Consider the following 24,334-nt stretch of genomic DNA (forward strand, 5'->3'; position numbering starts at 1 on the left):
TCTTTGATGTCACATGTTTTACAGTGAACACAATTTTGAGCATTAATTACAAATTTTTTCTCATTATTTTTCTCAACAACCTCATAAACTCCGGCAGGACAATAACGTTGGGCAGGTTCGTCATATAAAGGCAAATTAACACTGATCGGTATTGAGGCATCTTTTAGTTGAAGATGGCATGGTTGATCTTCTTCATGATTAGTATTAGATAAAAATACAGACGATAGTTTATCAAAACTTAAAGAGGCATCAGGTTTAGGGTATTCAATTTTAGCATGCTTACTTGCTTCCTCAGTACAAGCATAATCTGGGGTTGTATGATTTAAGGTAAAAGGTAATTTACCTCTAAATATCAATTGGTCAATAGTAGCTAAAACTCCACCTAGCAATGCCCCAAATTTATGTAAAAAAGGATTCCAATTACGTGCTTTATAAAGTTCTGTGTATAGCCAAGATTCTTTAAATTTAATTTCATAGTTTAATAAATCAGCATCAAAATTTTCATCATTAAATGCTTCAAAAATAGTTTCAGCAGCTAACATGCCAGATTTCATTGCTGTATGTGTTCCTTTTATTTTAGGAAAGTTCAGTGTTCCAGCATCATCTCCTATCAAGAGGCCTCCCGGAAAAGACATTTTTGGTCTGGATTGATATCCTCCCTTAATAAGAGCCCTAGCACCATATGAAACTCTGGTCCCTTTTTCTAGATACTTCTTTATAGAAGAGTGATGTTTCCATTGTTGAAATTCTTCAAATGGACTTATATAAGGGTTCTTGTAGTCTAATGGCACTACATATCCCAAGTATGCTTGATTATTTTCTCCATGATAAAAATAAGAGCCACTTGGAGTACTTTTACTTGGCCATCCCAATGAATGTATCACTAACCCTTCTTCATGTATGTCTGGATCAATATCCCATACTTCTTTGAAGCCAATTCCATAATGTTGAGGATCTTTACCTTCATCTAATAAATATTTATTTATAATTTCTTTTCCAAGGTGACCTCTACACCCCTCTGCTAGAAGAGTATATTTACCAATTAAATCAATGCCTTCTTCAAAGCTCTCTTTCTTTTCTCCATTTTGAGAAACTCCCATATCCCCTGTAGAAACTCCTTTAACTATATTTTCTTCATAAATTAAGCTAGATGCTGGAAATCCTGGAAAAACTTCAACTCCTAAATTTTCAGCATACTCTGCCAACCAACGACATAAATTAGCTAAGCTAGTTATATAATTCCCATGATTGTTAAATGTTGGCATAAAGAAAACAGGAGCTGGAATCATAGTTTTTTCATTTAACATATATCTCACTGAATCCTTTTTTACAGGACTATTTAAGGGTGCATCTAATTCTTTCCAATTAGGTATAAGTTCATTTAAAGCTTTTGGATCAAATACATTTCCAGAAAGTATATGTGCTCCAACTTCTGAACCTTTTTCTATGACGCATACTGAAATTTCTTTATTACTCTCAGCTGCAAGTTGTTTAATTTTTATTGAAGCAGACAAACCCGCTGGTCCAGCACCTACGATGATTACATCGTATTCCATTGATTCTCTATTTATTTCTTCCATAATTTATTCTATTTTTTAATTGTCTGGTTGGTTCAGCAGTTATAGAATACGCGCGCATCTACATTATAATCATTTTAAAGGTATTTTATGAAGGTATTAGTTCCAATTAAAAGAGTTGTTGATTACAACGTCAAGGTCAGAGCTAAGTCAGATGGTTCTGGAGTCGATCTAGCAAATGTTAAAATGGCTGTTAATCCATTCTGCGAGATAGCCATTGAAGAGGCTGTTAGATTAAAAGAAAGTGGTAAGGTTGAAGAAGTTATTGCTGTTTCAGTAGGTACATCTGCATCTCAGGAACAATTAAGAACTGCTTTGGCTTTAGGAGCAGATAGAGCTATCTTAGTGGAAACAGATATTGAAGTTGAACCTTTGGGGGTAGCTAAATTATTAAAAGGCGTCATAGAAAAAGAAAAACCAGAGTTAATAATACTAGGCAAACAGGCTATAGATAATGACTCAAATCAAACTGGGCAGATGTTAGCTGCTCTTCTTGGTTATTCTCAAGGAACATTTGCATCTGAAATAACGATTAATGATGGATCTCTAGAAGTCATTAGAGAGGTTGACGGAGGGCTACAAACTTTAGAGTTAACTTTACCATCTATTATTACTACAGATTTACGTTTAAATGAGCCAAGGTATGCTTCATTACCTAATATTATGAAAGCTAAAAAGAAACCTATGGACACTCTAACTCCAGAGGACCTTGGTGTAGATGCAACTCCAAGAATCAATACCTTAAAAGTTACTCCTCCACCTGAAAGAGCAGAAGGAATTAAAGTTGAATCTGTTGAAGAACTAATAGATAAATTAAAAAATGAAGCAAAGGTGATCTCATGAAAATTTTAGTAATAGCAGAACATGACAATCAAGAACTTAAAGGCTCTACTCTAAATACAGTTACAGCAGCCTCAGAAATTGGAGGCGAGATAGATTTATTAGTAGCCGGATTTAATTGTGCCACAGTAGGGGAGCAAGCCACTTCTGTATCGGGTCTATCTAGAGTTTTAGTAGCTGATGATGAGTTATATAAAAATTGCCTTGCTGAAAATATATCTTTACTGATTAAAGATTTAGGTAAAGATTATAGCCACATATTAACTCCAGCAACTAGTAATGGTAAAAACTTTATGCCCAGAGTTGCTGCTCTCTTGGATGTTTCACAGATTTCAGATATTAGTGCAGTAGTAAGCCCAGATACATTTGAGAGGCCTATTTATGCTGGTAACTGCATAGCGACTGTACAAAGTACAGATTCAATAAAAGTTTTAACTATCAGGACTACTGGATTTGATGCTTGTTCATCTAATGGAACTCAAGTAGAGATTTCAAGTATTGAATCTTCTCCTGATGCGTCAGTATCAAAATTTATTAAGGAAGAAATAGCTAAATCAGATAGACCAGAATTAACTGCAGCTGAAGTTGTCATATCAGGTGGTCGAGGAATGCAAAATGGTGATAACTTTGAACTACTAAATGGGATAGCAGATAAATTAGGTGCTGCGATTGGAGCATCTAGGGCTGCTGTAGATTCAGGTTTTGTTCCTAATGATATGCAAGTAGGGCAAACGGGTAAAATTGTAGCCCCTGATCTTTATATAGCAGTTGGTATTTCAGGTGCCATCCAACATTTAGCTGGAATGAAAGATAGCAAAGTCATAGTAGCTATTAATAAAGATGAAGAAGCTCCAATTTTTCAAGTTGCTGACTATGGATTAGTAGCAGATTTATTTGAAGCCTTACCTGAACTTGAATCAAAACTTTAACTTTTTATTGAGATATTTTATTACCTATTTCTGTTAAATGGAATTGGGAGGATCCTAAAGTTAATTCTAATTGTTTAGCCATAAGACAAAACCGAAATAAAGGGTATTCTCTATCTATACCAATACCCCCATGTAAATGTTGTGCAGAATAACTCGTTCTATGACATACATCTCCACACCACACTTTAGCAATGGCAACTGATTGACTTGATTCCTTTTTTTTGCATAAAGAAGAAATAGCCTGTTGAGTAACAGCTCTAAGACAAGCTATATCAATATAACAATTAGCAGCTCTATGGCTTACCGCTTGAAAACTAGCTATAGGTGTTTTAAAGGCTTCTCTTGTAGTTGTATATGAAGTAATTAGATCGAGCATACTCTCATTTAGGCCTATTGAATATGAACAAAATAAAGTAACTGTTTTATTTATTATTCTTTCAAGAATCTCTAATCCATTATTTTCGTCACATCTTAATACAAAATCTTGATCTATCTTTAAATTTTGAAAATTTACTATATATTGCGGTTCTCCTGTAGATGTAGCTTGTTCTTTGAACTCTATATTTGGACTATTTGTATCAATAAGAACTACTTCTATCTTGCTATTCATTAAACAGGAAACTAAGAGATAATCTGATTCTTTAGCATAAGGAACGCATACTTTAGAACCATTAAGTATTAATAATTTATTTTTTTTAGTTATTTTAGTTTTGCAAATAAATGGATTTATTATATTTTCTTCGTTTAAGGCTAAAGTGACTATGCTTCTACCTCTAACGATATCAGATAGAATTTTTAATTTACGAGAACTAGAAATAAATTGTTCAATAGCAATAGCTGAAGAGGTAGTTACTATAAAAGGACTAATAACAGCTTTTAATCCTAAATTTTCTGCCACAATACAGGACTCCAAAAAAGATAAATTTGTTCCTCCGTACTTTTTAGGAAGGCTAGAACCTAAGATGCCTGTATCTACTAGTATTTTCCAAAATGGATTAAATACTTTTCCGTCATCTGCATTAGTGTAATTAGCTAAAATATTTTTAACTAAGTTTTGGAGATGCATTTGTTCATTGGTGTATGAGAAATCCATTACCTTTTTTGCCTCGGCATGGACAATCCAGCCATTGATATTATGTCCCTTTGAATTTCATTTGTGCCTCCTCCGAAAGTTAGTATAGAACTAACTCTATAGAGCATCTCTAATCTTCCTTCTATTATTCTGCCTTCAGAATTCTTAGTTAACAAAGATTCAATCCCCAATACTTCCATTAGTAATCTGTAAGCTTCTATAAAAAATTCACTACCATATACTTTCACAACTGATGCATCAGCCATATGTAATTCTTCTTTATCTAAGGCGCAAGCTTGTTTCCAGCATAAGATTCTTAAAGCATCAGCTCCTACCTTAACTTTCGCAAGATTATTCTGAACCCAGGGTTCATCTATCAACATTTTTTTTTGATCTATTTCTACCAATTTAGCCCAATTAATTACTTCCTCTAGAGCCCTTTCTATGGGTGCATTATTCACTAAAGAAACTCTTTCTCTATTTAACTGACCGGTAATTAATTTCCAACCTTGATTGATTTCTCCAATTAGATATTTTTGAGGAATTTTGACATCATCATAAAAGGTTGTGTTTGTTCTGACGTCACCTAAAGTAAAGATCGGGTTAATTGTAATTCCCTTGCAAGAAGAGGGCACTAGCATCATCGATAACCCTTTATGGTCATTAGATTGAGGATCTGTCCTAACTGCAAGCCAAATATAATCAGAATAATCAGCCAAACTTGTCCACATTTTTTGACCATTTATCAACCATGAATTATCCTTTTTTTCAGCCTTAGTTGTTAAAGAGGCCAAATCAGTACCTGCATTTTGTTCAGAATACCCTATTGCTATAACGATCTCTCCTGCAAGGATTTGAGGAATGATTTCATCTTTTATTTTTTTATTTCCATATTCAGCTATTGTGGGTCCAACAGATTCTGTAGTTAGGAAAGGGAAAGGAAATCCAGATCTCATCACTTCTTCAGTAAATATATATTGATCTAAGGTAGATCTTTCCTGGCCCCCATATTTTTTTGGCCAACTTAAACCTATCCACCCATCTTTACCTATTTTTTTTAGTGCTTTCTTAAATTCCGGTCCTCCGCCACCATCTGTTAAGCCATTTGTTAGTTCTTTTTTTAAATCTTTATTTAATAGATCATCAAAATATTCCCTTAATTGAAATCTTAATTTTTGTTGTTTCTTTGTAAATTCAATATCCATTATTTTAAAGTGAGCAAAACACCAGTTTCCATATGATCAGTAAAAGGGAATTGATCAAAAAGGGCTGCTTTGACTATATTATGAGATTTATTAATTTTTTTTAAGTCTTTAATTAATGAATTAAAACCGCATGACATATATATAATTTGTTTAAAATCTTTCATCTTATCTATAGTGTAATCATTTAAACCATCTCTAGGAGGGTCTAAAAACAAAGTTTCATATTTATTATTCCTGAGGTCTATATTATCAAGCCTTCTAAAAAGACGTTTTCCAAGGACAGCTTCAAGAGTTTCTTCTCCAGATAACCTGCCTGTATGTACATTAGTTATATTATTGATGGATAGATTTTGCATTAAACCATTTCTACAAGAACGATTATTTTCAGTAGCGAGAACAGAATCAAAACAAGATGCAAGTGGTATCGTAAAAGTGCCGATACCGCAATAAAGTTCCACTAAATTCCCATAATTTGAGATGTTTTCTTTTGTCCAAGTTAACATATGATCACAAGCATAAGGGTTTGGTTGGCTAAAACATTGTTCATATAAAAGTATTTTGGTATTTGAATTGCAGACCTTATATTCTTCTTCTATAAAATCTTTGCCGATGATAATTTTCTGGTTTCTACTCCTCCCGATTATAGAACTTAATATTTTTTTACTAAGTAACTGAGCTTCTTTATGCCACTCAGAATCTAATACTTTATGATAGATTAGAGTAATAAATGAATCTTCATTTCTGGAAACTTGAAATTCAACTTGAAATAAATAATCATATAATTCTTTATGAAAAGATAGTTCTTCTTTTAACATCCCCATTAAAGTATTAATTTTTGGATGGCATATGTCTAATTTATCAACATTAAACCTAGTTTTATTTTGAACCATTGTAAAATTTAAATTAGCATTATGAGATTTAAACCCAAACTCAGCCCTAGTTCTAAAACCTTTTTCTGGAGACTTGTAAAAACTGAGATCAGAAGTATAGTTTTGAAAAAAATCAGTAAAAATTAATTTCTTTTCATTAAATTGAGTTAAGTATTTTTTAGAGTAATCCTTAGTCAATGTTTGGTCTTAAATATTTTTTTGTAACTTCAAAATCTTCTTTTCTAGCATTCGATATTTCCCGTACTTGATCTTCTCCAATTTTACCTACTCCAAAATATTTACTATCTTTATTAGATATATACCAACCGCTAACTGAGGCGGCGGGAGACATAGCAAAATTTTCTGTTAATTCTATGCCTGTATTATTATAAGCATCTAGTAGCTTAAAGAGTTTAGTTTTTTCAGAATGATCAGGGCAAGCTGGATAACCTGGAGCTGGACGTATACCAATATATTTTTCTTTAATAAGATCTTCATTTGAGAGCTGTTCTTCTGTATCGTAACCCCAATAGTCAGTTCTTACTTTTCGATGCATATATTCAGCTAAAGCCTCAGCAAGACGATCAGCTAAAGCCTTCAACATAATAGAAGAATAGTCATCATTATTTTCTTCGTATTCTTTACATTTTTTCTCAACACCCAATCCAGCTGTTACAGCAAATCCACCAATATAATCTTTTTCTTCACCTGATTCAGGTGAAATAAAATCTGCCAAACAAAGATTATGATTTCCTTTTCCTTGAAATTTTTGTTGTCTTAAAAAATTCAGAGTCATTATCTCTTTAGAATTCTTTACCTTAAATATTTTGACACTATTATCTTCATATTGATTAGCAGGCCAAAAACCTATCACAGCTCTTGTTTTTATTAACTTATTTTTTTCAAGTTCTAATAACATTTTTTTTGCGTCCTTAAATAACTGCTTAGCTGCCTCTCCAACTACATCATCTTTAAGTATTTTTGGGTATTGACCTGTTAGATCCCAAGATCTAAAAAAAGGAGTCCAATCTATGTAATCCCTTAATTCTTTTATAGAGATATTTTTAAAAGACTGTACTCCTAGTTTTTTAGGTTTAGTCGGTTTATATCCTTTCCAATCAAGCTTAAGTTTATTTTTATTTGCGTCCTTCATAGACATCAAAGGATTTGTTTTTTTATCCAGAAGTCTTTTTCTTACATTTACATAATCATTTTTAGTTTCCTGGATAAAAGAATCTTTTGTTGTTTTGCTGACAAGATGTTGGGCTACGCCTACACTTCTTGAAGCATCTATTACATAAATTGTTTGTCCTTTTTTATAGTTAGGTTCTATTTTTAACGCAGTATGAGCTTTAGATGTAGTAGCCCCTCCAATTAACAGGGGTATAGACAGATTTCTTCTTGTCATCTCTTCAGCAACATGGATCATTTCGTCTAAAGAAGGGGTAATTAATCCGCTTAAACCAATAAAGTCAGCTTTTTCTTTCTCAGCAACATCTAGTATTTTATCTGCTGGAACCATGACGCCTAAATCTATTACTTCAAAATTATTGCATTGCAATATAACCCCTACAATATTTTTACCAATATCATGAACATCTCCTTTAACAGTTGCCATAATTATCTTTCCATTAGACTTTAGAGCACCGTCTTTTTCTTCTTCAATATAAGGAACTAGATAGGCAACCGCTTCTTTCATTACTCTTGCACTTTTTACTACCTGAGGTAAAAACATTTTTCCAGATCCAAAAAGATCTCCAACTGTATTCATGCCACTCATCAATGGACCCTCAATAACCTCGATAGGGGTAGGTAGGATTTGTCTAGCTAACTCGGCATCTTCTATAATAAATTTATTAATTCCATGCACTAAAGAATGTGAAATTCTTTCACTGACTTCAAGTTTCCTCCATTCCAATACTTGAGCCTTGTTTGTGTTTCCTTCTGACATATAACTTTGTGCTACATCAACCAATCTTTCAGTGCTATCGCTTCTTTTATTAAGAATTACATCTTCTATTAATTCTTTTAATTCAGTTTCTATGTCTTCGTAAACTTCTAATTGCCCAGCATTTACTATCCCCATAGATAAGCCGTTGTTAATTGCGTGAAAAAGAAAAACAGAGTGCATTGCTTCTCTTACTTTATTATTGCCTCTAAAGGAAAATGAAACATTACTAATTCCTCCAGAAATCTTGGCAAAGGGCAGATTCTTAGAAATATAATCGCATGACTCTATAAAGTCTTGAGCATAATTAACATGCTCTTCCAGACCTGTAGCTACGGCAAATACATTAGGATCTAAAATAATATCTTCAGGATTAAAATTAACTTTCTTTACCAAAATATCATAACTTCTTTTTGAAATTTCACACCTTCTTTGATAAGAGTCTGCTTGTCCATTTTCATCAAACAGCATAACTACAGCTGCAGCTCCATATTTTTTACAAAGTGTAGCTTTTTGTATAAATTCTTCCTCTCCCTCTTTTAAACTTATAGAATTAACAATGCATTTTCCTTGGACCACTTTTAAGCCTGCTTCTATTACATCCCATTTAGAAGAATCAATCATAATAGGAACTTTACAAATATCTGGTTCAGACCCTACTAATTTTAGAAAATGAACCATTTCCTTTTCAGAATCAAGCATACCTTCATCCATATTTATATCGATTATTTGAGCGCCTGCTTCTACTTGTTCTCTGGCAACTTCCAAAGATTCTTCGTATTGCTTTTCTTCTATAAGCCGAGAAAACCGTTTTGATCCTGTTACATTTGTTCTTTCTCCAATATTTATAAATAATGAATTATCATTTATTGAAAGCATTTCTAGGCCGCTTAAAACAGTTTCATTTTTTTGTGATGTAGCTTTTCTCGGTTTAGCTGATTTAGATATTTCATGTATAGCAGCAATATGTTCCGGTGTTGTTCCACAACACCCGCCAACTATATTAAGTAATTTATCGTCAAGAAATTCTTTTATAGTAGATGCCATTTGATCTGGACTTTCGTCATACTCTCCCATTTCATTTGGTAAGCCGGCATTTGGATGTAAACTTATAGGTGAATCTGCTACTCTATTTAGAGAGTAAAGGTGAGGTCTTAATTGTTCAGCACCAAGAGCACAATTAAAGCCTATTGCAGATGGATTGGCATGTTTCATTGAAGTCCAGAAAGCTTCTGGTGTTTGTCCTGACAATGTTCTCCCAGAAGCGTCGGTTATAGTGCCAGATATTATTAGAGGTATTTTCTTATTTAATTCTTCGCATTTTTGTAGGTAAGCAAATATTCCAGCTTTAGCATTTAGTGTATCAAATATAGTTTCTAACATAAGTATGTCACTACCTCCTTCCAGTAACCCATCAATGCATTCACCATAGTTGAATACCAGCGTATCGAAATCTATATTTCGTGCACCAGGATCTGCAACATCAGGTGACAGAGAGGCTGTTTTATTAGTAGGCCCGATAGAACCAACTACATACGCCTTTTTACCTGATTTATTTATCGCTTCTCTTGCTAAATGAGCGCCCGCTATATTTAATTCTTTAGTAATTTCAGGCAGTTTATAGTCGTCTTGTGAAATAGAGTTAGAATTAAATGTATTCGTTTCTATAAGATCACTGCCTGCTTCTAAAAAACTAAGATGGATTTCTTTAATTAAATTAGGTTGAGTTAAACTTAAAAGATCATTATTTCCTTTTAGATCATGTTCAAAATCCTTAAAGCGAGAACCTCGATAGTCTTCTTCTGTCAACTTATGTCCTTGTATCATGGTCCCCATAGCCCCATCTAAAAGCAGAACCTTGGACATTAGGAGTTTTTGAAAATCCTTTTCTAAGATCATAAGTTTAAGTTACTTGATTAAATATTTGAATTTAGTACAGGTGTAGTATTTTAAAGTTACCACATCATATTTAACAGTGTTATTTAAAAAGGTGAACAATAAACTTAAATATTATTTTTTTCTTGTTAAAATAAATATATGGCAGGAATAGAAATTACAAATTCAGCACAGGATTATTTAAAAGAACTTTTAAATAAACAAGAAAATACCTTAGGTATTAAAATATTTGTTGCTGAAGCTGGCACCCCAAAAGCAGAAACATGTATAGCTTATGCAAAACAAGATGATGATCTAGAAGCATTTATGACAAATGATTTAGACAATCTCAAAGTATTTATTGAAACCCAAACCCTGCAATACACAGAAGATGCTGTTGTAGATTACTCATCTGATAGATTTGGAGGAACGTTAACCATCAAGGCTCCAAATGCAAAGATTCCTCAATTAAACGAGGACGCAAGGATGGATGAACACATAAATTATATTTTATACTCAGAGATAAATCCAAGCCTAGCCTCGCATGGAGGTGAGGTGTCATTAGTTGAGATTTTAAATGAAGAAACTGCGATATTGCAGTTTGGTGGAGGATGTCAGGGTTGTGGAATGGTGGATGTAACTTTAAAAGATGGTGTTGAAAAAACACTTTTAGAAAAAGTACCGAATCTGAAATCTGTACTCGATGTAACGGATCATTCTTTAAAAGATAACGCTTACTATAAATAATTTTAATATTGTCAAATCCAAATTCAGATTCTTGCTATATATTTACCGATACAGAAACAACTGGTCTCAATATAACTTTTGATCAGATCATCCAAGTAGGGTCAATTCTTACAGATGAAGATATTAAAGTCTTGGATACTCAAGATATAGGATGTAGTTTGCTTCCATGGATATTGCCTAGTCCAGATGCATTATTAGTTCATAAAAAAACAGACTGCCTAGGTATCAATAATAAAAGTCATTATGAGATGATGCATGAGCTAAGAGAGAAGTGGCTAGAATGGTCTGTTAAAAATAGACCCATTTATATTACCTATAATGGGCATAGATTTGATGAAGAATTATTTCGAAGACAATTCTTTTGGTGCCTGCTTCCATCTTACATAACAAATATGGATGGAGCTACAAGATTAGATATGCTCTCAACTTTTCAAGTTATTGCTAATTTTTTTCCTAACTCACTTAACCTGCCTCTTATAGAAGGAAGGGTGAGCATGAAGCTTACAGACTGGGCTGAAGCTAACGAAGTATCATCAGATGATGCACATGATGCTCTTGCAGATTGTAATTTAATGGTAGAGCTTTCCAAAAAGGTAATCGAAACAGCTCCTTTAGCTTGGAAAGCATCCATCCAGGGAGCCTCTAAACAAGGAAACTTAGATATTCTTCAATCAGAAGGGTTTGCTATGATGGGAGAAATAGTCCGTAGAGATAAATTTACCTATCCTATTACCTTTTGTGGCCAAAATAGAAAAATGAATAATGAAGTTGCAGTAGCAGATTTATACTTTGATCCTGACGAACTAGATGATTTATCTGATTCTGAGTTACTTGAGCAGATTGCATTAAATGGTTCCGCTATTAAAAAAGTAAGAATTAATAAATCTATGCCGATAATAAACTACTTAGATATAGATAATATTGAAAACTATATAGATATTCCTATCTCACAATTAGAAGATAGGGCATTAAAAATTAAGAACAATACTAAGCTTCAATCTAGAATTTCAGATCTATTAACTAATAATCAAGTCACATATCCACCTCATAAATATCTTGAACAAACTGTATATTCTGGTTTTGCTTCAGAATCTGATAGTTTGTGGATGGAGAGATTTAATACATCACCTTGGGAAGATAGAGAGAAATTAATTGAAGGTTTTGATGACTCAAGATATACGGATTTAGCTGAAAGGCTTTTATGCTCTAATAGACCAGAATTTGCGACAGAGTTAATGATGAGAAAGTATGATGAATTTTTACAAAATAGACTTTATGACGAAGGGCCTTGGCTTACTTTAGAAAAATGCAAGAAAAGAACAAGTAAACTTTTGGAAGATGCAGAGGGAGAAAATAAAAATATACTTACGCAGCTATCTAATTACTTAGAATCAATCTAACTATAAGGATTCAACTTTAATAAGGACACCAAAATAGGGATGATCAAAATAATTATACAAACCGTCATCAATTTTTCGTTCCTCTTTAATCTCATATAAATCACTAAAATTTTTAATGGGATCTACTTCTAAGTTTTCCTTTTTTTCTTTTAATCCCAAGGGATTTGAAAAATCAAAGTTCATTATTTGATTTAAAAGATTTCGAAACTCTAAATTATTAGATTTAATACCTTTCTGTAAGTCATTGAAAAATATTAAATTTTTAGGTTCTTTATACTCTAATCCATTTTCATCTTCTATAGAATATCTTAGTTGCATTTCAGAATGTAAGTACTTTTCTTTGTAGTGACTAATATAACCATATACTTTTATATTGTTAATCTTTGAATCAATGTGAATAAAATTTCTAGAATCGTAAGAAAATATAGGCTGATACCAGGATTTTGAATATATAATAGTATAATCTTTTTCTCTCTTGAGTCTTGAAACTATTAGATCTAAATCTAGTTTATCGTTTCTTAGATTTTCAAAAAATTGCACATTTAGACCTTTTTTAGTTGCCTCTAACTCACTTGAACTCTCTATATTTATGTTAATCTCTTCTAAGGTTATGAGATTATTAAGATCTGAATTAAAAGCCTCATCCAATGACTCTTGCTCTACAAGTAACTCCGGAATATTATGAAGTTTAATCAACTGATCTTTGTGTTTAAAAGGTCCTAATTTCTTAAATACCTCTTCATCTAGGCCAGAGTCTTTATTTTCATTTAAAAAAATTATAAGACTTACTTTATAACTTGGGTATTTATCAGGGTTTTGATTAAAAATTTTAATAGTGTCTTTAATATCTTTACCATAAAGGGATGTGCCCGTCAGTAGAACAAAAAAACTTAATAAAATTACCTTTAGACTCTTCATTTTTATATTTTTGATATATATTCTACTAAAAAATTAAAAGACTCATCTTTCTCTTCTTCTTTTTTTAAACTATGTGAAGAACCATTGGTAAATTTAAGTATTAGATACTCTCCATAAGAATTGATTTCTTTAATATTTTTTTGCCTTGCTAATAAAGCTATCTCTGTTTGAATCATCAAGGACCTGACTTCTTCTGGTAAAAGACCAAATCTATTTATCATTTCTAATTGTATTTCTTTTAATTCATCCGGACTTAAGGAGTTTGATATACGACTATATGCAAGGAGTCTTTGATTAATATCAGGGAGATAGTTTGAAGGGATATAAGCTGATTTACCTAAATTTATAATAGTTTTGTCTTCCAGTAAATTTATATCATCATTTATCAAACCTTCTTTTAAATATTTTACGGTCTTTTTTAACAACCTCATGTACATTTCAAGACCTACTGATTCTATTGCACCACTTTGTTTTGAGCCTAATAGCTCTCCTGCTCCCCGGATCTCTAAATCTTTTATCGCTAAAAGAAATCCAGCTGATAAGGAGTCTGATTCCATCAGAGCTTCTAATCTGCTTTCTGACTTTGAGTTTCTTTCTCCTGAATCTTTAAGAAAATAACTAAAAGCTTGCCTTTTAGATCTTCCTACTCTACCTCTTAGTTGATGGAGTTGGGCTAAGCCAAGTTTATTTGCAGATTCGACTATTAGAGTATTGGCATTAGGTATATCTATGCCACTTTCAATAATAGTAGAGCAAACTAGAATAGATATTTTATTGCTTTGAAAATTAATCATCACCTTTTCAATGTCTTTGGGCTTCATCTTTCCATGAGCTATTGATATTTCCGTATTGGGAAATAATTTTTTTAATCGTAGCCTTCTATCCTCTATTAAGTTTAGATCGTTACATAAATAATAAACTTGACCTCCTCGCATAAGTTCTCTTTGGATTCCTTCTTTTATCAAGTTTTCGTTATAACGATAAACAAAAGTATTTACGGGTACCCTTCCTATTGGTGAGGTAGCGATAATTGATAGATCTTTTAATTCAGAAAGAGCTAAATTTAAAGATCTTGGTATAGGCGTAGCTGAAAGACTCAATACATTTACATCATCTTTAATTTTTTTAATTTTTTCTTTCTGCCTTACACCAAACTTATGCTCTTCATCTATAATTAAAAGACCAAGATTATTGAGAACTATAGAGTCTTGAAGAAGGGCATGAGTTCCTATAATAAGATCTAAGGATCCATCACTTAATTTTTGTAAAATATCTCTTCTTTCTTTATCAGATTTATTTCTCGATAAAGATTCTATTTCTAGTCCGAAACCTTTAAACCTATCAATAAAATTATCATAGTGTTGTTGTGCTAGTAACGTTGTAGGGACTAACATGCAGCTTAGTTTATTGTTAAAACACGCTATAAAAATTGCTCTAAGAGCAACCTCAGTCTTCCCAAAACCCACTTCTCCACAAATGATTCTATCCATTGGTTTATCTGCGGTTAGGTCAAGTTCTACTTCATTAATAACTCTGAGTTGATCAGATGTTTCTTGATAGGGAAAACCTTTAGAAAATTCATCATAATCTGGCATTGGAATAATATATTTTTTAGAAACAGCCTCAATTCTTTTAGCTTGTATTTCTAAAAGCTCAGCTGCTACATCAAATGATTGCTTTAATGCTCTTTCTTTTCTAGAAAGCCATTTTTTTGAGCCCAAGAAGTCTAATTTTATATTATCAGGTCCAAAATATTTGGAGATTAAATCGGTAGAATGAATTGGAACATATAATTTACTGGATTCAGCAAATTCTATCTCCAAACAATCAGTTATCTCCTTACCTGTATCAATATTTTTAAGACCTATGAATAAACCTATTCCATGAGATAAGTGAACAACTCTCTCACCAGGCTCAGGTAAAGAATTAAGGTCTAAAGTAAATGGATTATTATTTTCATTTACGTCCTGAATTGCTTCATTTGATGAGCTTAAGATATCTATATTATTTTTGTAAAAAAATAATTCTTTATTTTCAAGGAAAGTATTAAGTTCATCGGAAGTTGAATAAAGTAAATCTGGGTGAATTAGAGGTCTTGCTTGATCGTGCCCGTATTCATCAAATCTAGAATTAATTAGCGCCCTAAAATCATTCAAAGAATCTTTAAATTTTTCATCTATAAATACTAATGAGACATTTTTAAGGTAATCAATAGGTGAATATTTATTTCCGTAAAAAAAAGGTAGGTACATTTCAGCACCCGAAGATTTTTTTTGTTTAGATATTGACCTAAAAATTTCACAATCTTCTTCATATGAATCAAAACTAGACCTCCAGTTCTGTTTAAACATATCAACAGATTCCTTATCAAGGGGATATTCATATGGAGTTTTAAGCTGAATTTCATTTACATTATTAATTGTTAACTGATCTTTTGTATTAAAAAACCTCATAGATGCAATTTCATCATCAAAAAGTTCAACTCTAATAGGGTTTTCTAAACTAGTTATATAAACATCTATTATTGAACCTCTTTCTGCATAGGTACCTATTTCATTGACTATTTCTACACGCGAATATCCTTCACTCATTAAGCTTTCAATAAAATCTTTTTTATTTAACTTATCGTTAACTTTTAGATCTCCAAATTTATTAAGAATTTGCTGAGGTTTTGGCGATGGACTTATTAAAGTATCGATAGAGATGATAGTCAGTGCTTTATTTTCTGAAAAGTTTTGACTTAAAGCATAAAGTCTTTCATTAATTAAATTAGAAGGTGGAGAAAAGAAATCGTAAGGTAGGGTTTCAGTATTAGGGATAAGCCCAATTTTTTTATAGCGACTAACAAGCTTTTCTTTTAAATGTTCCGCCTCAGAAGAAGTCTTAGTAATTATTAATTTAGACTTAAGATTAGAGGAGTTAATTTGTAATAATTCGTCTAAATCCATTTTATTTGTAATCAATTAAATAAGTTTCAATATTTTTTTTCAATTAGCAAGGTGTATAATAATAATCTTCTTAAATAAAATAAAATTAAATAAATGGACTTAACGTATTCACAAGAAGATCTTAAATTTAGAGCAGATATTAAATCTTTTATTGAAGATTTTTATCCTCTCGATATAAAAAAGAAGCAAGATAACAGACTTCCTCTTGAAAAAGAAGAAATAGTGAGGTGGCAAAAAATATTAGCAGAGAATAATTATTTTGCCATAAATTGGCCAAAAGAGTACGGAGGAACTAACTGGTCTCCAACTCAAAAATATATTTTTCAAAATGAATTAGCATCAGAAAATACTCCAATTCTAATTCCTTTTGGAGTCAATATGTGCGGTCCTGTAATTTATACATTTGGAACAGAGGAGCAAAAAGAAGAGCATCTACCAGGAATTATTAATAGTGATGTTTGGTGGTGTCAAGGCTATTCGGAACCAAGTTCAGGATCAGATCTAGCTTCACTCCAAGTAAAAGCGGTAAAAAATGACGATTGTTATATAGTTAATGGCACTAAAACTTGGACAACTTTAGCCCAGCACGCAGACTGGATATTTTGTTTAGTAAGAACAGAATCTACTGACGTTAAGCAAGAGGGTATTAGTTTTCTTTTAATAGATATGAAGACTCCAGGTATAGAAGTGCAACCTATTATAACTATAGATGGATCGCATGAAGTTAACATGGTCTTTTTTGAAAATGTTGAAGTCCCTATATCTAATCTAGTAGGGGAGGAAGGACAAGGCTGGAATATTGCTAAATTTCTTCTTATGCATGAAAGAACTGGAATAGCTGGCTTGGCCTCCTTGAAAAGAGAATTAAACAAGATGAAAGAAATAGCTTCCTTAACACCACTGGGAGAGGGCACCTTAATGGATGATAAATTTTTTATGAATAAGTTATTCGCTGCCGAGATAGAGCTATCTGCTATTGAATATACAGAATTAAGAACTCTTTCAGCATTATCTTCAGGAGGAGCACCCGGACCAGAATCATCTATTCTTAAGATAAAAGGAACAGAACTTCAGCAAACTCTTTCTGAGCTTTTTATTGAGATGATGGGTTATTACTCCCATCCATTTATACCTGAAAATGAACTTGGTTCAAATGCATCAATAGGACCATCTTACGCTGCTCCTGGGATGGCTCATTATTTAAATTATAGAAAAGTGTCAATCTATGGTGGAAGTAATGAAATACAAAGAAATGTTATAGCAAAAGCAATATTAGGACTTTAAAATTATGGACTTTACATACAGCGAAGAACAAACCTTGATCCAGGATCAAGTAGAATCATTTATAACAAAAGATTATGACTGGGAAACTAGGCAAAAAATTCTTTCTTTAGATGAAGGTTTTAGTCAAGATAATTGGAATACCTTTGGAGAATTAGGTTGGTTAGGACTAAGTATCTCCGAAAAATCTGGTGGATTTGGCGGTTCTGCGATTGATACTATGATTATTATGGAGCAATTTGGTAAAGGTCTTGTCTTAGAGCCCTATCTAGAAACCATAGTTTTAGGAGCTGGATTATTAGATTCAATTGGTTCAAATGAACAACAAAAAGAGATTCTAGAAAAAGCTATTACAGGAAAAGTTCAATTAGCAACTGCATTTGCAGAACCTCAAAGTAGATTCAATTTATCAGATGTTACTACAACCGCCGCTAAAGAAGATAAAGGGTTTACATTAAATGGTTACAAATGTGTTGTTATGAATGGTCCTTCTGCAGATTATTTTATTGTCTCAGCTAGAACGTCTGGAGGTCAAACAGAACCAAATGGAATTTCTCTGTTTATTGTTAATAAAGATTTGCCTGGTCTTTCTCAAAGAAGCTACTCAACTGTGGATGGTAAAAAAGCATCAGAACTAACTCTTGAAAATGTAAAAATTGATAACTCGTCATTATTAGGAGAGTTAGATAAAGGGTTGAATCCTTTATCAAGTGCTATAGACGTAGCAACTTTGGCTATCTGTGCTGAAGCAGTTGGTGCTATGGAGATTTTATATAAAGATACAGTAGAATACACGAAAACAAGAAAACAATTCGGTCAACCTATTGGAAAATTTCAAGTACTACAACATAGAATGGTAGATATGTTTATGGAATATGAGCAATCAAAATCTCTTCTGTACATGTGTGCAATGAAACTTGCTGAATCTGCAAAAGATTCCTCTAAAGCAATTTCTGGATTAAAGTATCAAATTGGCAAGGCCTCAAGACTAGTTGGTCAACAAGCCGTTCAGTTACACGGAGGAATGGGAGTAACAGACGAGTTGAATATTGGTCATTACTTTAAAAGACTAACTACAATAAATACTATATTTGGAAATGCTGATTTTCATTTAAAAAGATATTCTGAACTTTAAAAATGCCAGATATACCAGATAAAAGATTAAGACCAGAAAGGCCTACTGATGCTTTTGGTGATTTTCAATACAGACAAGCTTTAGCAGAGGAGATGCTACCTTCGATTGGAAGACTTTACAGGAATAATGTCCATATTCTTTTATACGGTAAACCATTAGTTAATTTATCTGTTTCTGAGATTATGATAGCTCATCGTTTTGTGAGAGAAGCTGAAAATAATGAATTAAGTGAATTTGAAACCTATCAAGTCGTTGAGATTCTATCTGAGCTTAACTTAGGTGAATCGGAAATTGATATTGGAATCATAGCAGCGGCATTTCTTTACGAAGACAAAGAGGTTCCACTAGAACAATTCGTTAATGACTTATTAAAAGACTTAATAGATAAAGAAGAGAAAAATAAATCGAATAGCCAGGATATTGTCCTTTATGGATTTGGTAGAATTGGTAGACTCTTAACAAGGCTATTGATAGAAGATTCTGGTGGAGGAAAGAATCTCAGACTCAGAGCAATAGTGGTAAGAAACTCTGGAGATGATGATTTAATAAAAAGAGCAAACCTGATGAGAAGGGATTCTGTTCATGGACCATTTAAGGGTACTATTAGAGTGGTTGAAGAAGAAAATATGCTGGTTATAAATGGTTGTGAAGTGAAAGTCATTTACGCAAAAGATCCTGATTCTGTAGATTATGCTAATCATGGTATTAAAGATGCTCTTTTGATAGATAATACGGGAGTATGGAGGAACAGTGAAAGCCTAGGTAAGCATCTTATTAATGAGGGAATATCTAAAGTTCTTTTAACTGCTCCTGGAAAAGATGGTATTAAAAATATTGTACATGGCATCAATAATAAGATTCTTAATTCAGAAGATAAGATCATAGGAGCTGCATCTTGTACTACAAATGCAATTGTTCCCGTCCTAAAGGTTGTACAAGAAGAGTTTGGTATTGTTGGTGGTCATATAGAAAGTGTGCACTCATATACAAATGATCAAAATTTAATTGATAATCTACATAAGAAATCTAGAAGAGGCAGAAGTGCTGCTCTTAATATGGTAATTACCGAAACAGGTGCCGGTAAAGCCGTAGCACAAGTACTTCCAGAGTTAAAAGGTAAACTGACGGCAAATGCTATCAGAGTACCTACACCTAATGTATCTTTAGCTATAATGCACTTAAACCTTAATAAACAGGTTTCCAAAGAAAAGATTAATAACTTGCTCAGGCAAAAAGCATTTCACTCAGCTCTTAAAAACCAGATTGATTTTACTAACTCTAGTGAAGTAGTTTCTTCTGATTTTGTTGGTAGTCGGCATGCTTGTATAGTTGACTCGGAAGCTACTATTTGTAACGATAAAAATTGTTCTCTTTATATTTGGTATGACAATGAATTTGGATATAGTACTCAACTTTTGGGGCTTGTTAAGCAAATAACAGGAATTTCTTTTAAAAGATACCCTAATTTTGAGTAATCTTGGTAGATAATTCTACTAACGATCTCTATAATACGCACCCATAAGTTTCTTAGTAAATAGCCACTAATAGGTTTTTAATCTACATTGAGAGGGCATGATTAGGATTAGAAAAGGTTTGAATATTCCCTTAAAGGGCTCCCCAAACAGTGCTGCTGTTACCATGTCTGCTTCGCGATCTGTTGGTTTGTTAGGAGACGATTATGTCGGAATGAAACCAACTATGCTTGTTTCAGAAGGAGATACAGTTAAAGCAGGTGATATATTATTTGAAGATAAAAAAAATAAAGGAGTGGTATTTACTTCCCCTGGATCAGGAGAAATTGAATCTATAAATAGAGGTGCCAGAAGATCTTTGCAATCTATAGTCATAAATTTAGATAAAGAAGAACATTTTAAAGAGTTTAATTCTTATAAATCTAACGAACTGCATACTATAGATCCTTCTAAGATAAGAGAGCAGTTAATAAATTCAGGTCTATGGACTTCTTTCAGAACTAGACCATTTAGTAAAACTCCATCCATAGATTCATTTCCAGAATCTTTGTTTATAAACTGTATGGATACAAATCCCCTTTCTTTAAATCCTAATGAAGTGATTTCTATAGAAAGAAATAATTTTCATGCTGGCATTTCTATATTAAGTCGTTTCTTAGACTCTAAAATTTATCTTTGCACTTCAAAAGATTTTAGTTCTGAGGAATTTAAATTTCCAAATGTTCATCATAGAATCTTTGATGGGCCCCATCCTTCAGGTCTATCAGGAACACATATGCATCATATTTCGCCAGCCTCACTAAAAAATATATTGTGGAGCATTAATTATTCTGATGTTATAAATCTTGGTTATTTATTTTTAAATGGAAGAATACCTATACATAAATATATTAGTCTGTGCGGACCTCAAGTAGAAAGTCCAAGGATATTAAAGGTAAGAATAGGGGCATGCACTGATGAACTTTGTGCGGGCCAATTAAAACTTTCTGATAATAGAATAATATCTGGATCTGTTATAAATGGCAGAGAGGCTGTAGGACCTTTTGCTTATTTAGGAAAGTTTCATACTCAAGTTTCGGTTCTTGAAGAGTCTAGTATGGCAGATAGAGAATTCTTGAATTGGATGATGCCAGGCTTAAATAAACATTCTAAACTTTCTTTATTCGCTCATTCTATTTTTCCTACAAAATTATTAGGTTTAAAAACACTCATGAATGGAGCAGATAGATCTATAGTGCCAATAGGGATATATGAAGAGGTGCTTCCTTATAATTTGCTTCCTACAATACTTTTAAGATATTTAGTTTTAAAGGATACAGAAAAGGTTCAAGCTTTAGGAGGTTTAGAGTTAGACGAAGAAGATCTAGCGCTCTGCAGTTATGTTTGTCCTAGTAAATATGATTTTGGTTCTATTTTGAGATCAAATCTTTCTTCTATAGAGGCTGAGGGATAAGGTGAAACCATTACGAAATTTTCTTGACAATATAAAACCTAACTTTGGAAAAAATGGAGTTCTTAGTAAATTTTTTCCAATATTTGATGTGCTAGAGAATTTTCTCTACTCATCTGAAAGGAGAACTTTTGGTCTAATACATGTTCGTGATTCTGCTGATATACAAAAGATTATGGTTGTAGTTTGGGTGGCTGCATGGCCTGCAATGTTTTATGGAATGTATAACATTGGCTTTCAAGCCCTTTCAGCTATGGAAGTTAATAATATACTACCAAAAGAAGACTGGCACCTCTTCTTTATTAATCTCTTCTGTGAATACGATCCTAATAGTTTAATAGATTGCTTGTGGTATGGAGCTTGCTTTTTTATACCTATTTATTTAGTAACCTTTATAGTCGGAATTTTATGGGAAATAATTTTCGCAATAGTCAGAGGTCATGAAGTTAGCGAAGGAGCATTTGTCACCACTATCTTATTTGCTTTATGTTGCCCTCCTGATGCACCATTGTGGCAAGTTGCTTTAGGAATAAGTTTTGGACTTGTAGTTGGCAAAGAAATATTTGGTGGTACTGGAAAGAATTTCCTCAATCCAGCTCTTATAGGAAGAGCTTTTTTATATTTTGCTTACCCAGTACATTGGTCTGGTAATTCTGTTTGGGTAGCTTTAGATGGATATAGCTCTCCTACTATATTAGGAATAGGAGCCCAAGAAGGTTTAGAAGGAATTTCTATCAGCTATAGTTGGATAGATTCATTTATTGGAAATATTCCAGGCTCCGTTGGAGAAACATCCACTTTATTTATTCTTTTAGGACTTCTCGTCTTGTTATATACCAGAATAGCATCATGGAGAATTATTCTAGGAGTGTTATTAGGATCTTTCTTCATGTCTAATATCTTTAACCTGATAGGTTCAAACACTAACCCAATGTTTTCTTTACCCTTTTATTGGCATATTGTTATAGGAGGATATGCTTTTGGTCTTGTTTTTATGGCTGTAGAGCCTGTTTCAGGATCTCATACAAACTTAGGAAGATGGTATTATGGTTTTTTAATAGGAATTATGGTTGTTTTAATAAGAGTAATAAATCCTGCTTTTCCAGAAGGTATGATGTTAGCAATTCTTTTTGCAAACCTTTTTGCTCCCCTTATTGATCATTTTGTTCAAGAGAGAAATATTAAACAAAGATTAAAATCTATATAACATGATTAAAAATAATGACACGATTTTAAAAACTATATTTGTAGCTATAACTCTTTGTCTAATATGCTCAGCCATTATTTCTTCAGCAGCAGTTGGACTTCGGGATATACAAAATGCTAATAAGAAATTAGATCAACAGTCTAAAGTTTTAGCATCAGCAGGCCTTTTAGAACAAAATAAATCTATAGAAGAACTGTTTTCTTCTATAGAAGAAAAAATATTAGATTTAAGAAGTGGTGAATTTGTAGATTCTATGGATTTAGAAAACTTTGATCCAAAGTTACTGGCAAGAAACATTGATACATCAATAGCTTTAAGTTCTGATCAAGACATTGCGATACTAAAAAGAAGAGAGAATTATCAAAAGATTTTTTTACATTATGACAAAGATCAATTATCTTCTATCATCCTTCCCGTTAGAGGTTATGGCCTGTGGGGTACACTTTATGGATATTTAGCATTAAAACCAGATTTGCAAACAATAATTGGTTTAGAGTTCTATGAACATAAAGAAACGCCTGGACTGGGAGCTGAAGTTGACAACCCAAGGTGGAAGAACATCTGGAAAGGAAAAAAGATTTATGGAGATGAATACAAGGTCTTAATTTCAGTTATAAAAGGAACTGTTAATAAACAGTCTCAAAATTCTAATTATCAAGTAGATGGACTCTCGGGTGCAACGATAACTAGCAAAGGCGTATCTAATTTACTTTCTTTTTGGCTTGGAGATTTAGGCTATTTGCCCTTCATTAAAAAAATAAAAAAACGTCTTTCTTCTGAGGAAATTACTAATGTCTAAATCTAAAGAGGCCCTTATTACGCCTATATTCAATGAGAATCCCATAGCACTTCAGATTCTGGGAATTTGCTCAGCTCTTGCAGTAACAAGTAATTTGAAAGTAACTTTAATAATGTGTATTGCCTTAACTACCGTTGTCTCTTTTTCAAACCTTTTTGTGTCTATTATCCGTAATCACATACCAACTAATATAAGAATAATAGTTCAAATGACTATAATTTCTTCTTTAGTTATTTTAGTGGATGAATTATTAAAAGCTTATGACTATGAAAGCAGTAAGACTCTAAGTGTTTTTGTAGGACTAATAATTACTAACTGCATAGTAATGGGAAGAGCTGAAGCCTATGCTATGCAAAATTCACCATGGCATAGCTTTCTAGATGGACTAGGAAATGGATTAGGCTATAGTGTTATTTTACTGATAGTTGCATTTTTTCGTGAACTCTTAGGTGCTGGCTCCTTTTTTGGTATAGAGATATTACCATTAGTCCAAAATGGTGGATGGTATCAAGGTAATAATTTTATGCTCTTGCCAGCTAGTTCATTCTTTATTATTGGATTTCTAATATGGGGTCTTAGGACTTGGAAAACTGCTCAAGTTGAAGAACCTCAATTTAAAATTACTAGAAATAGTCTAGATGACGACAAAGTAGGCACCTAAG

The 24,334-nt window shown here is 32.6% G+C and carries 18 protein-coding genes; 11 read left to right on the top strand and 7 right to left on the bottom strand.

Annotation, left to right across the window (positions count from 1 at the left end):
- The coding region (locus tag P8J93_00800; protein ID MDG2060341.1) for an electron transfer flavoprotein-ubiquinone oxidoreductase at positions 1 to 1,571 on the bottom strand (1,571 nt) is incomplete at its 3' end.
- Positions 1,572 to 1,667: 96 nt separating this feature from the next.
- On the opposite strand from P8J93_00800, the gene P8J93_00805 reads away from it, so the two are divergent.
- Positions 1,668 to 2,420, top strand: coding sequence for an electron transfer flavoprotein subunit beta/FixA family protein (locus P8J93_00805; GenBank protein ID MDG2060342.1), 753 nt, complete (start codon positions 1,668 to 1,670; stop codon positions 2,418 to 2,420).
- Positions 2,417 to 3,346, top strand: a complete 930-nt coding sequence (locus tag P8J93_00810) for an FAD-binding protein (protein MDG2060343.1) — start codon at positions 2,417 to 2,419, stop codon at positions 3,344 to 3,346. Before P8J93_00805 ends, P8J93_00810 begins: the two co-directional genes overlap by 4 nt.
- 4 nt (positions 3,347 to 3,350) lie before the next feature.
- Here P8J93_00810 and P8J93_00815 read toward each other — a convergent pair whose 3' ends face one another.
- From P8J93_00815 to metH, 4 genes are read right to left on the bottom strand one after another with little or no spacing between them, the layout of a single operon-like run.
- Positions 3,351 to 4,439 carry an acyl-CoA/acyl-ACP dehydrogenase gene (locus P8J93_00815; GenBank protein MDG2060344.1) on the bottom strand — a complete coding sequence of 363 codons (1,089 nt, stop codon included), beginning with the start codon at positions 4,437 to 4,439 and terminating at the stop codon, positions 3,351 to 3,353.
- Positions 4,439 to 5,623: an acyl-CoA dehydrogenase family protein gene (locus P8J93_00820; GenBank protein MDG2060345.1), complete on the bottom strand. Its 1,185-nt coding sequence runs from the start codon at positions 5,621 to 5,623 to the stop codon at positions 4,439 to 4,441. The genes P8J93_00815 and P8J93_00820 overlap by 1 nt, the downstream gene beginning before the upstream one ends.
- A complete protein-coding gene (locus P8J93_00825) occupies positions 5,623 to 6,690 on the bottom strand; it encodes a tRNA (uridine(54)-C5)-methyltransferase TrmA (GenBank protein MDG2060346.1) in 1,068 nt (355 codons plus the stop codon). Before P8J93_00825 ends, P8J93_00820 begins: the two co-directional genes overlap by 1 nt.
- Positions 6,683 to 10,339 carry a methionine synthase gene (gene metH, locus P8J93_00830; GenBank protein ID MDG2060347.1) on the bottom strand — a complete coding sequence of 1,219 codons (3,657 nt, stop codon included), beginning with the start codon at positions 10,337 to 10,339 and terminating at the stop codon, positions 6,683 to 6,685. The genes P8J93_00825 and metH overlap by 8 nt, the downstream gene beginning before the upstream one ends.
- Positions 10,340 to 10,477: 138 nt before the next feature.
- Here metH and P8J93_00835 point away from each other — a divergent pair, with 138 nt between their 5' ends.
- Both P8J93_00835 and P8J93_00840 read left to right on the top strand, forming a co-directional pair.
- Positions 10,478 to 11,062, top strand: coding sequence for a NifU family protein (locus P8J93_00835; protein ID MDG2060348.1), 585 nt, complete (start codon positions 10,478 to 10,480; stop codon positions 11,060 to 11,062).
- Positions 11,063 to 11,070: 8 nt separating this feature from the next.
- Positions 11,071 to 12,462 carry an exonuclease domain-containing protein gene (locus tag P8J93_00840; protein MDG2060349.1) on the top strand — a complete coding sequence of 464 codons (1,392 nt, stop codon included), beginning with the start codon at positions 11,071 to 11,073 and terminating at the stop codon, positions 12,460 to 12,462.
- Here P8J93_00840 and P8J93_00845 read toward each other — a convergent pair whose 3' ends face one another.
- Together P8J93_00845 and P8J93_00850 are read right to left on the bottom strand one after the other, a co-directional pair.
- Positions 12,463 to 13,380 carry a CsiV family protein gene (locus tag P8J93_00845; protein MDG2060350.1) on the bottom strand — a complete coding sequence of 306 codons (918 nt, stop codon included), beginning with the start codon at positions 13,378 to 13,380 and terminating at the stop codon, positions 12,463 to 12,465.
- A 2-nt stretch (positions 13,381 to 13,382) separates the two neighbouring features.
- Entirely contained in the window at positions 13,383 to 16,328 is a 2,946-nt protein-coding gene (locus tag P8J93_00850; GenBank protein MDG2060351.1) for a CarD family transcriptional regulator, read from the bottom strand.
- A gap of 93 nt (positions 16,329 to 16,421) precedes the next feature.
- On the opposite strand from P8J93_00850, the gene P8J93_00855 reads away from it, so the two are divergent.
- From P8J93_00855 to P8J93_00885, 7 genes are all read left to right on the top strand, one after another.
- Positions 16,422 to 17,612 (top strand): acyl-CoA dehydrogenase family protein, encoded by a 1,191-nt coding sequence (locus P8J93_00855; protein ID MDG2060352.1) that lies wholly within the window; start codon positions 16,422 to 16,424, stop codon positions 17,610 to 17,612.
- Between the two features lie 4 nt (positions 17,613 to 17,616).
- Positions 17,617 to 18,744, top strand: a complete 1,128-nt coding sequence (locus P8J93_00860) for an acyl-CoA dehydrogenase family protein (GenBank protein MDG2060353.1) — start codon at positions 17,617 to 17,619, stop codon at positions 18,742 to 18,744.
- A 2-nt stretch (positions 18,745 to 18,746) separates the two neighbouring features.
- The gene (locus tag P8J93_00865) at positions 18,747 to 20,219 is read left to right on the top strand and encodes a glyceraldehyde-3-phosphate dehydrogenase (protein ID MDG2060354.1); all 1,473 of its coding nucleotides are present in this window, start codon (positions 18,747 to 18,749) and stop codon (positions 20,217 to 20,219) included.
- 97 nt (positions 20,220 to 20,316) lie between these two features.
- On the top strand, positions 20,317 to 21,669 hold the full coding sequence (locus P8J93_00870) for a Na(+)-translocating NADH-quinone reductase subunit A (GenBank protein MDG2060355.1): 1,353 nt from the start codon (positions 20,317 to 20,319) through the stop codon (positions 21,667 to 21,669).
- A gap of 1 nt (position 21,670) precedes the next feature.
- Positions 21,671 to 22,873, top strand: coding sequence for an NADH:ubiquinone reductase (Na(+)-transporting) subunit B (locus tag P8J93_00875; GenBank protein MDG2060356.1), 1,203 nt, complete (start codon positions 21,671 to 21,673; stop codon positions 22,871 to 22,873).
- A 1-nt stretch (position 22,874) separates the two neighbouring features.
- On the top strand, positions 22,875 to 23,672 hold the full coding sequence (locus tag P8J93_00880; GenBank protein MDG2060357.1) for a Na(+)-translocating NADH-quinone reductase subunit C: 798 nt from the start codon (positions 22,875 to 22,877) through the stop codon (positions 23,670 to 23,672).
- Positions 23,665 to 24,333: an NADH:ubiquinone reductase (Na(+)-transporting) subunit D gene (locus tag P8J93_00885; GenBank protein ID MDG2060358.1), complete on the top strand. Its 669-nt coding sequence runs from the start codon at positions 23,665 to 23,667 to the stop codon at positions 24,331 to 24,333. The genes P8J93_00880 and P8J93_00885 overlap by 8 nt, the downstream gene beginning before the upstream one ends.
- Position 24,334 lies beyond the last annotated feature (1 nt).

Source organism: SAR86 cluster bacterium (genome assembly GCA_029268615.1).
GTDB lineage: Bacteria > Pseudomonadota > Gammaproteobacteria > Magnimaribacterales > Magnimaribacteraceae > JAQWNM01.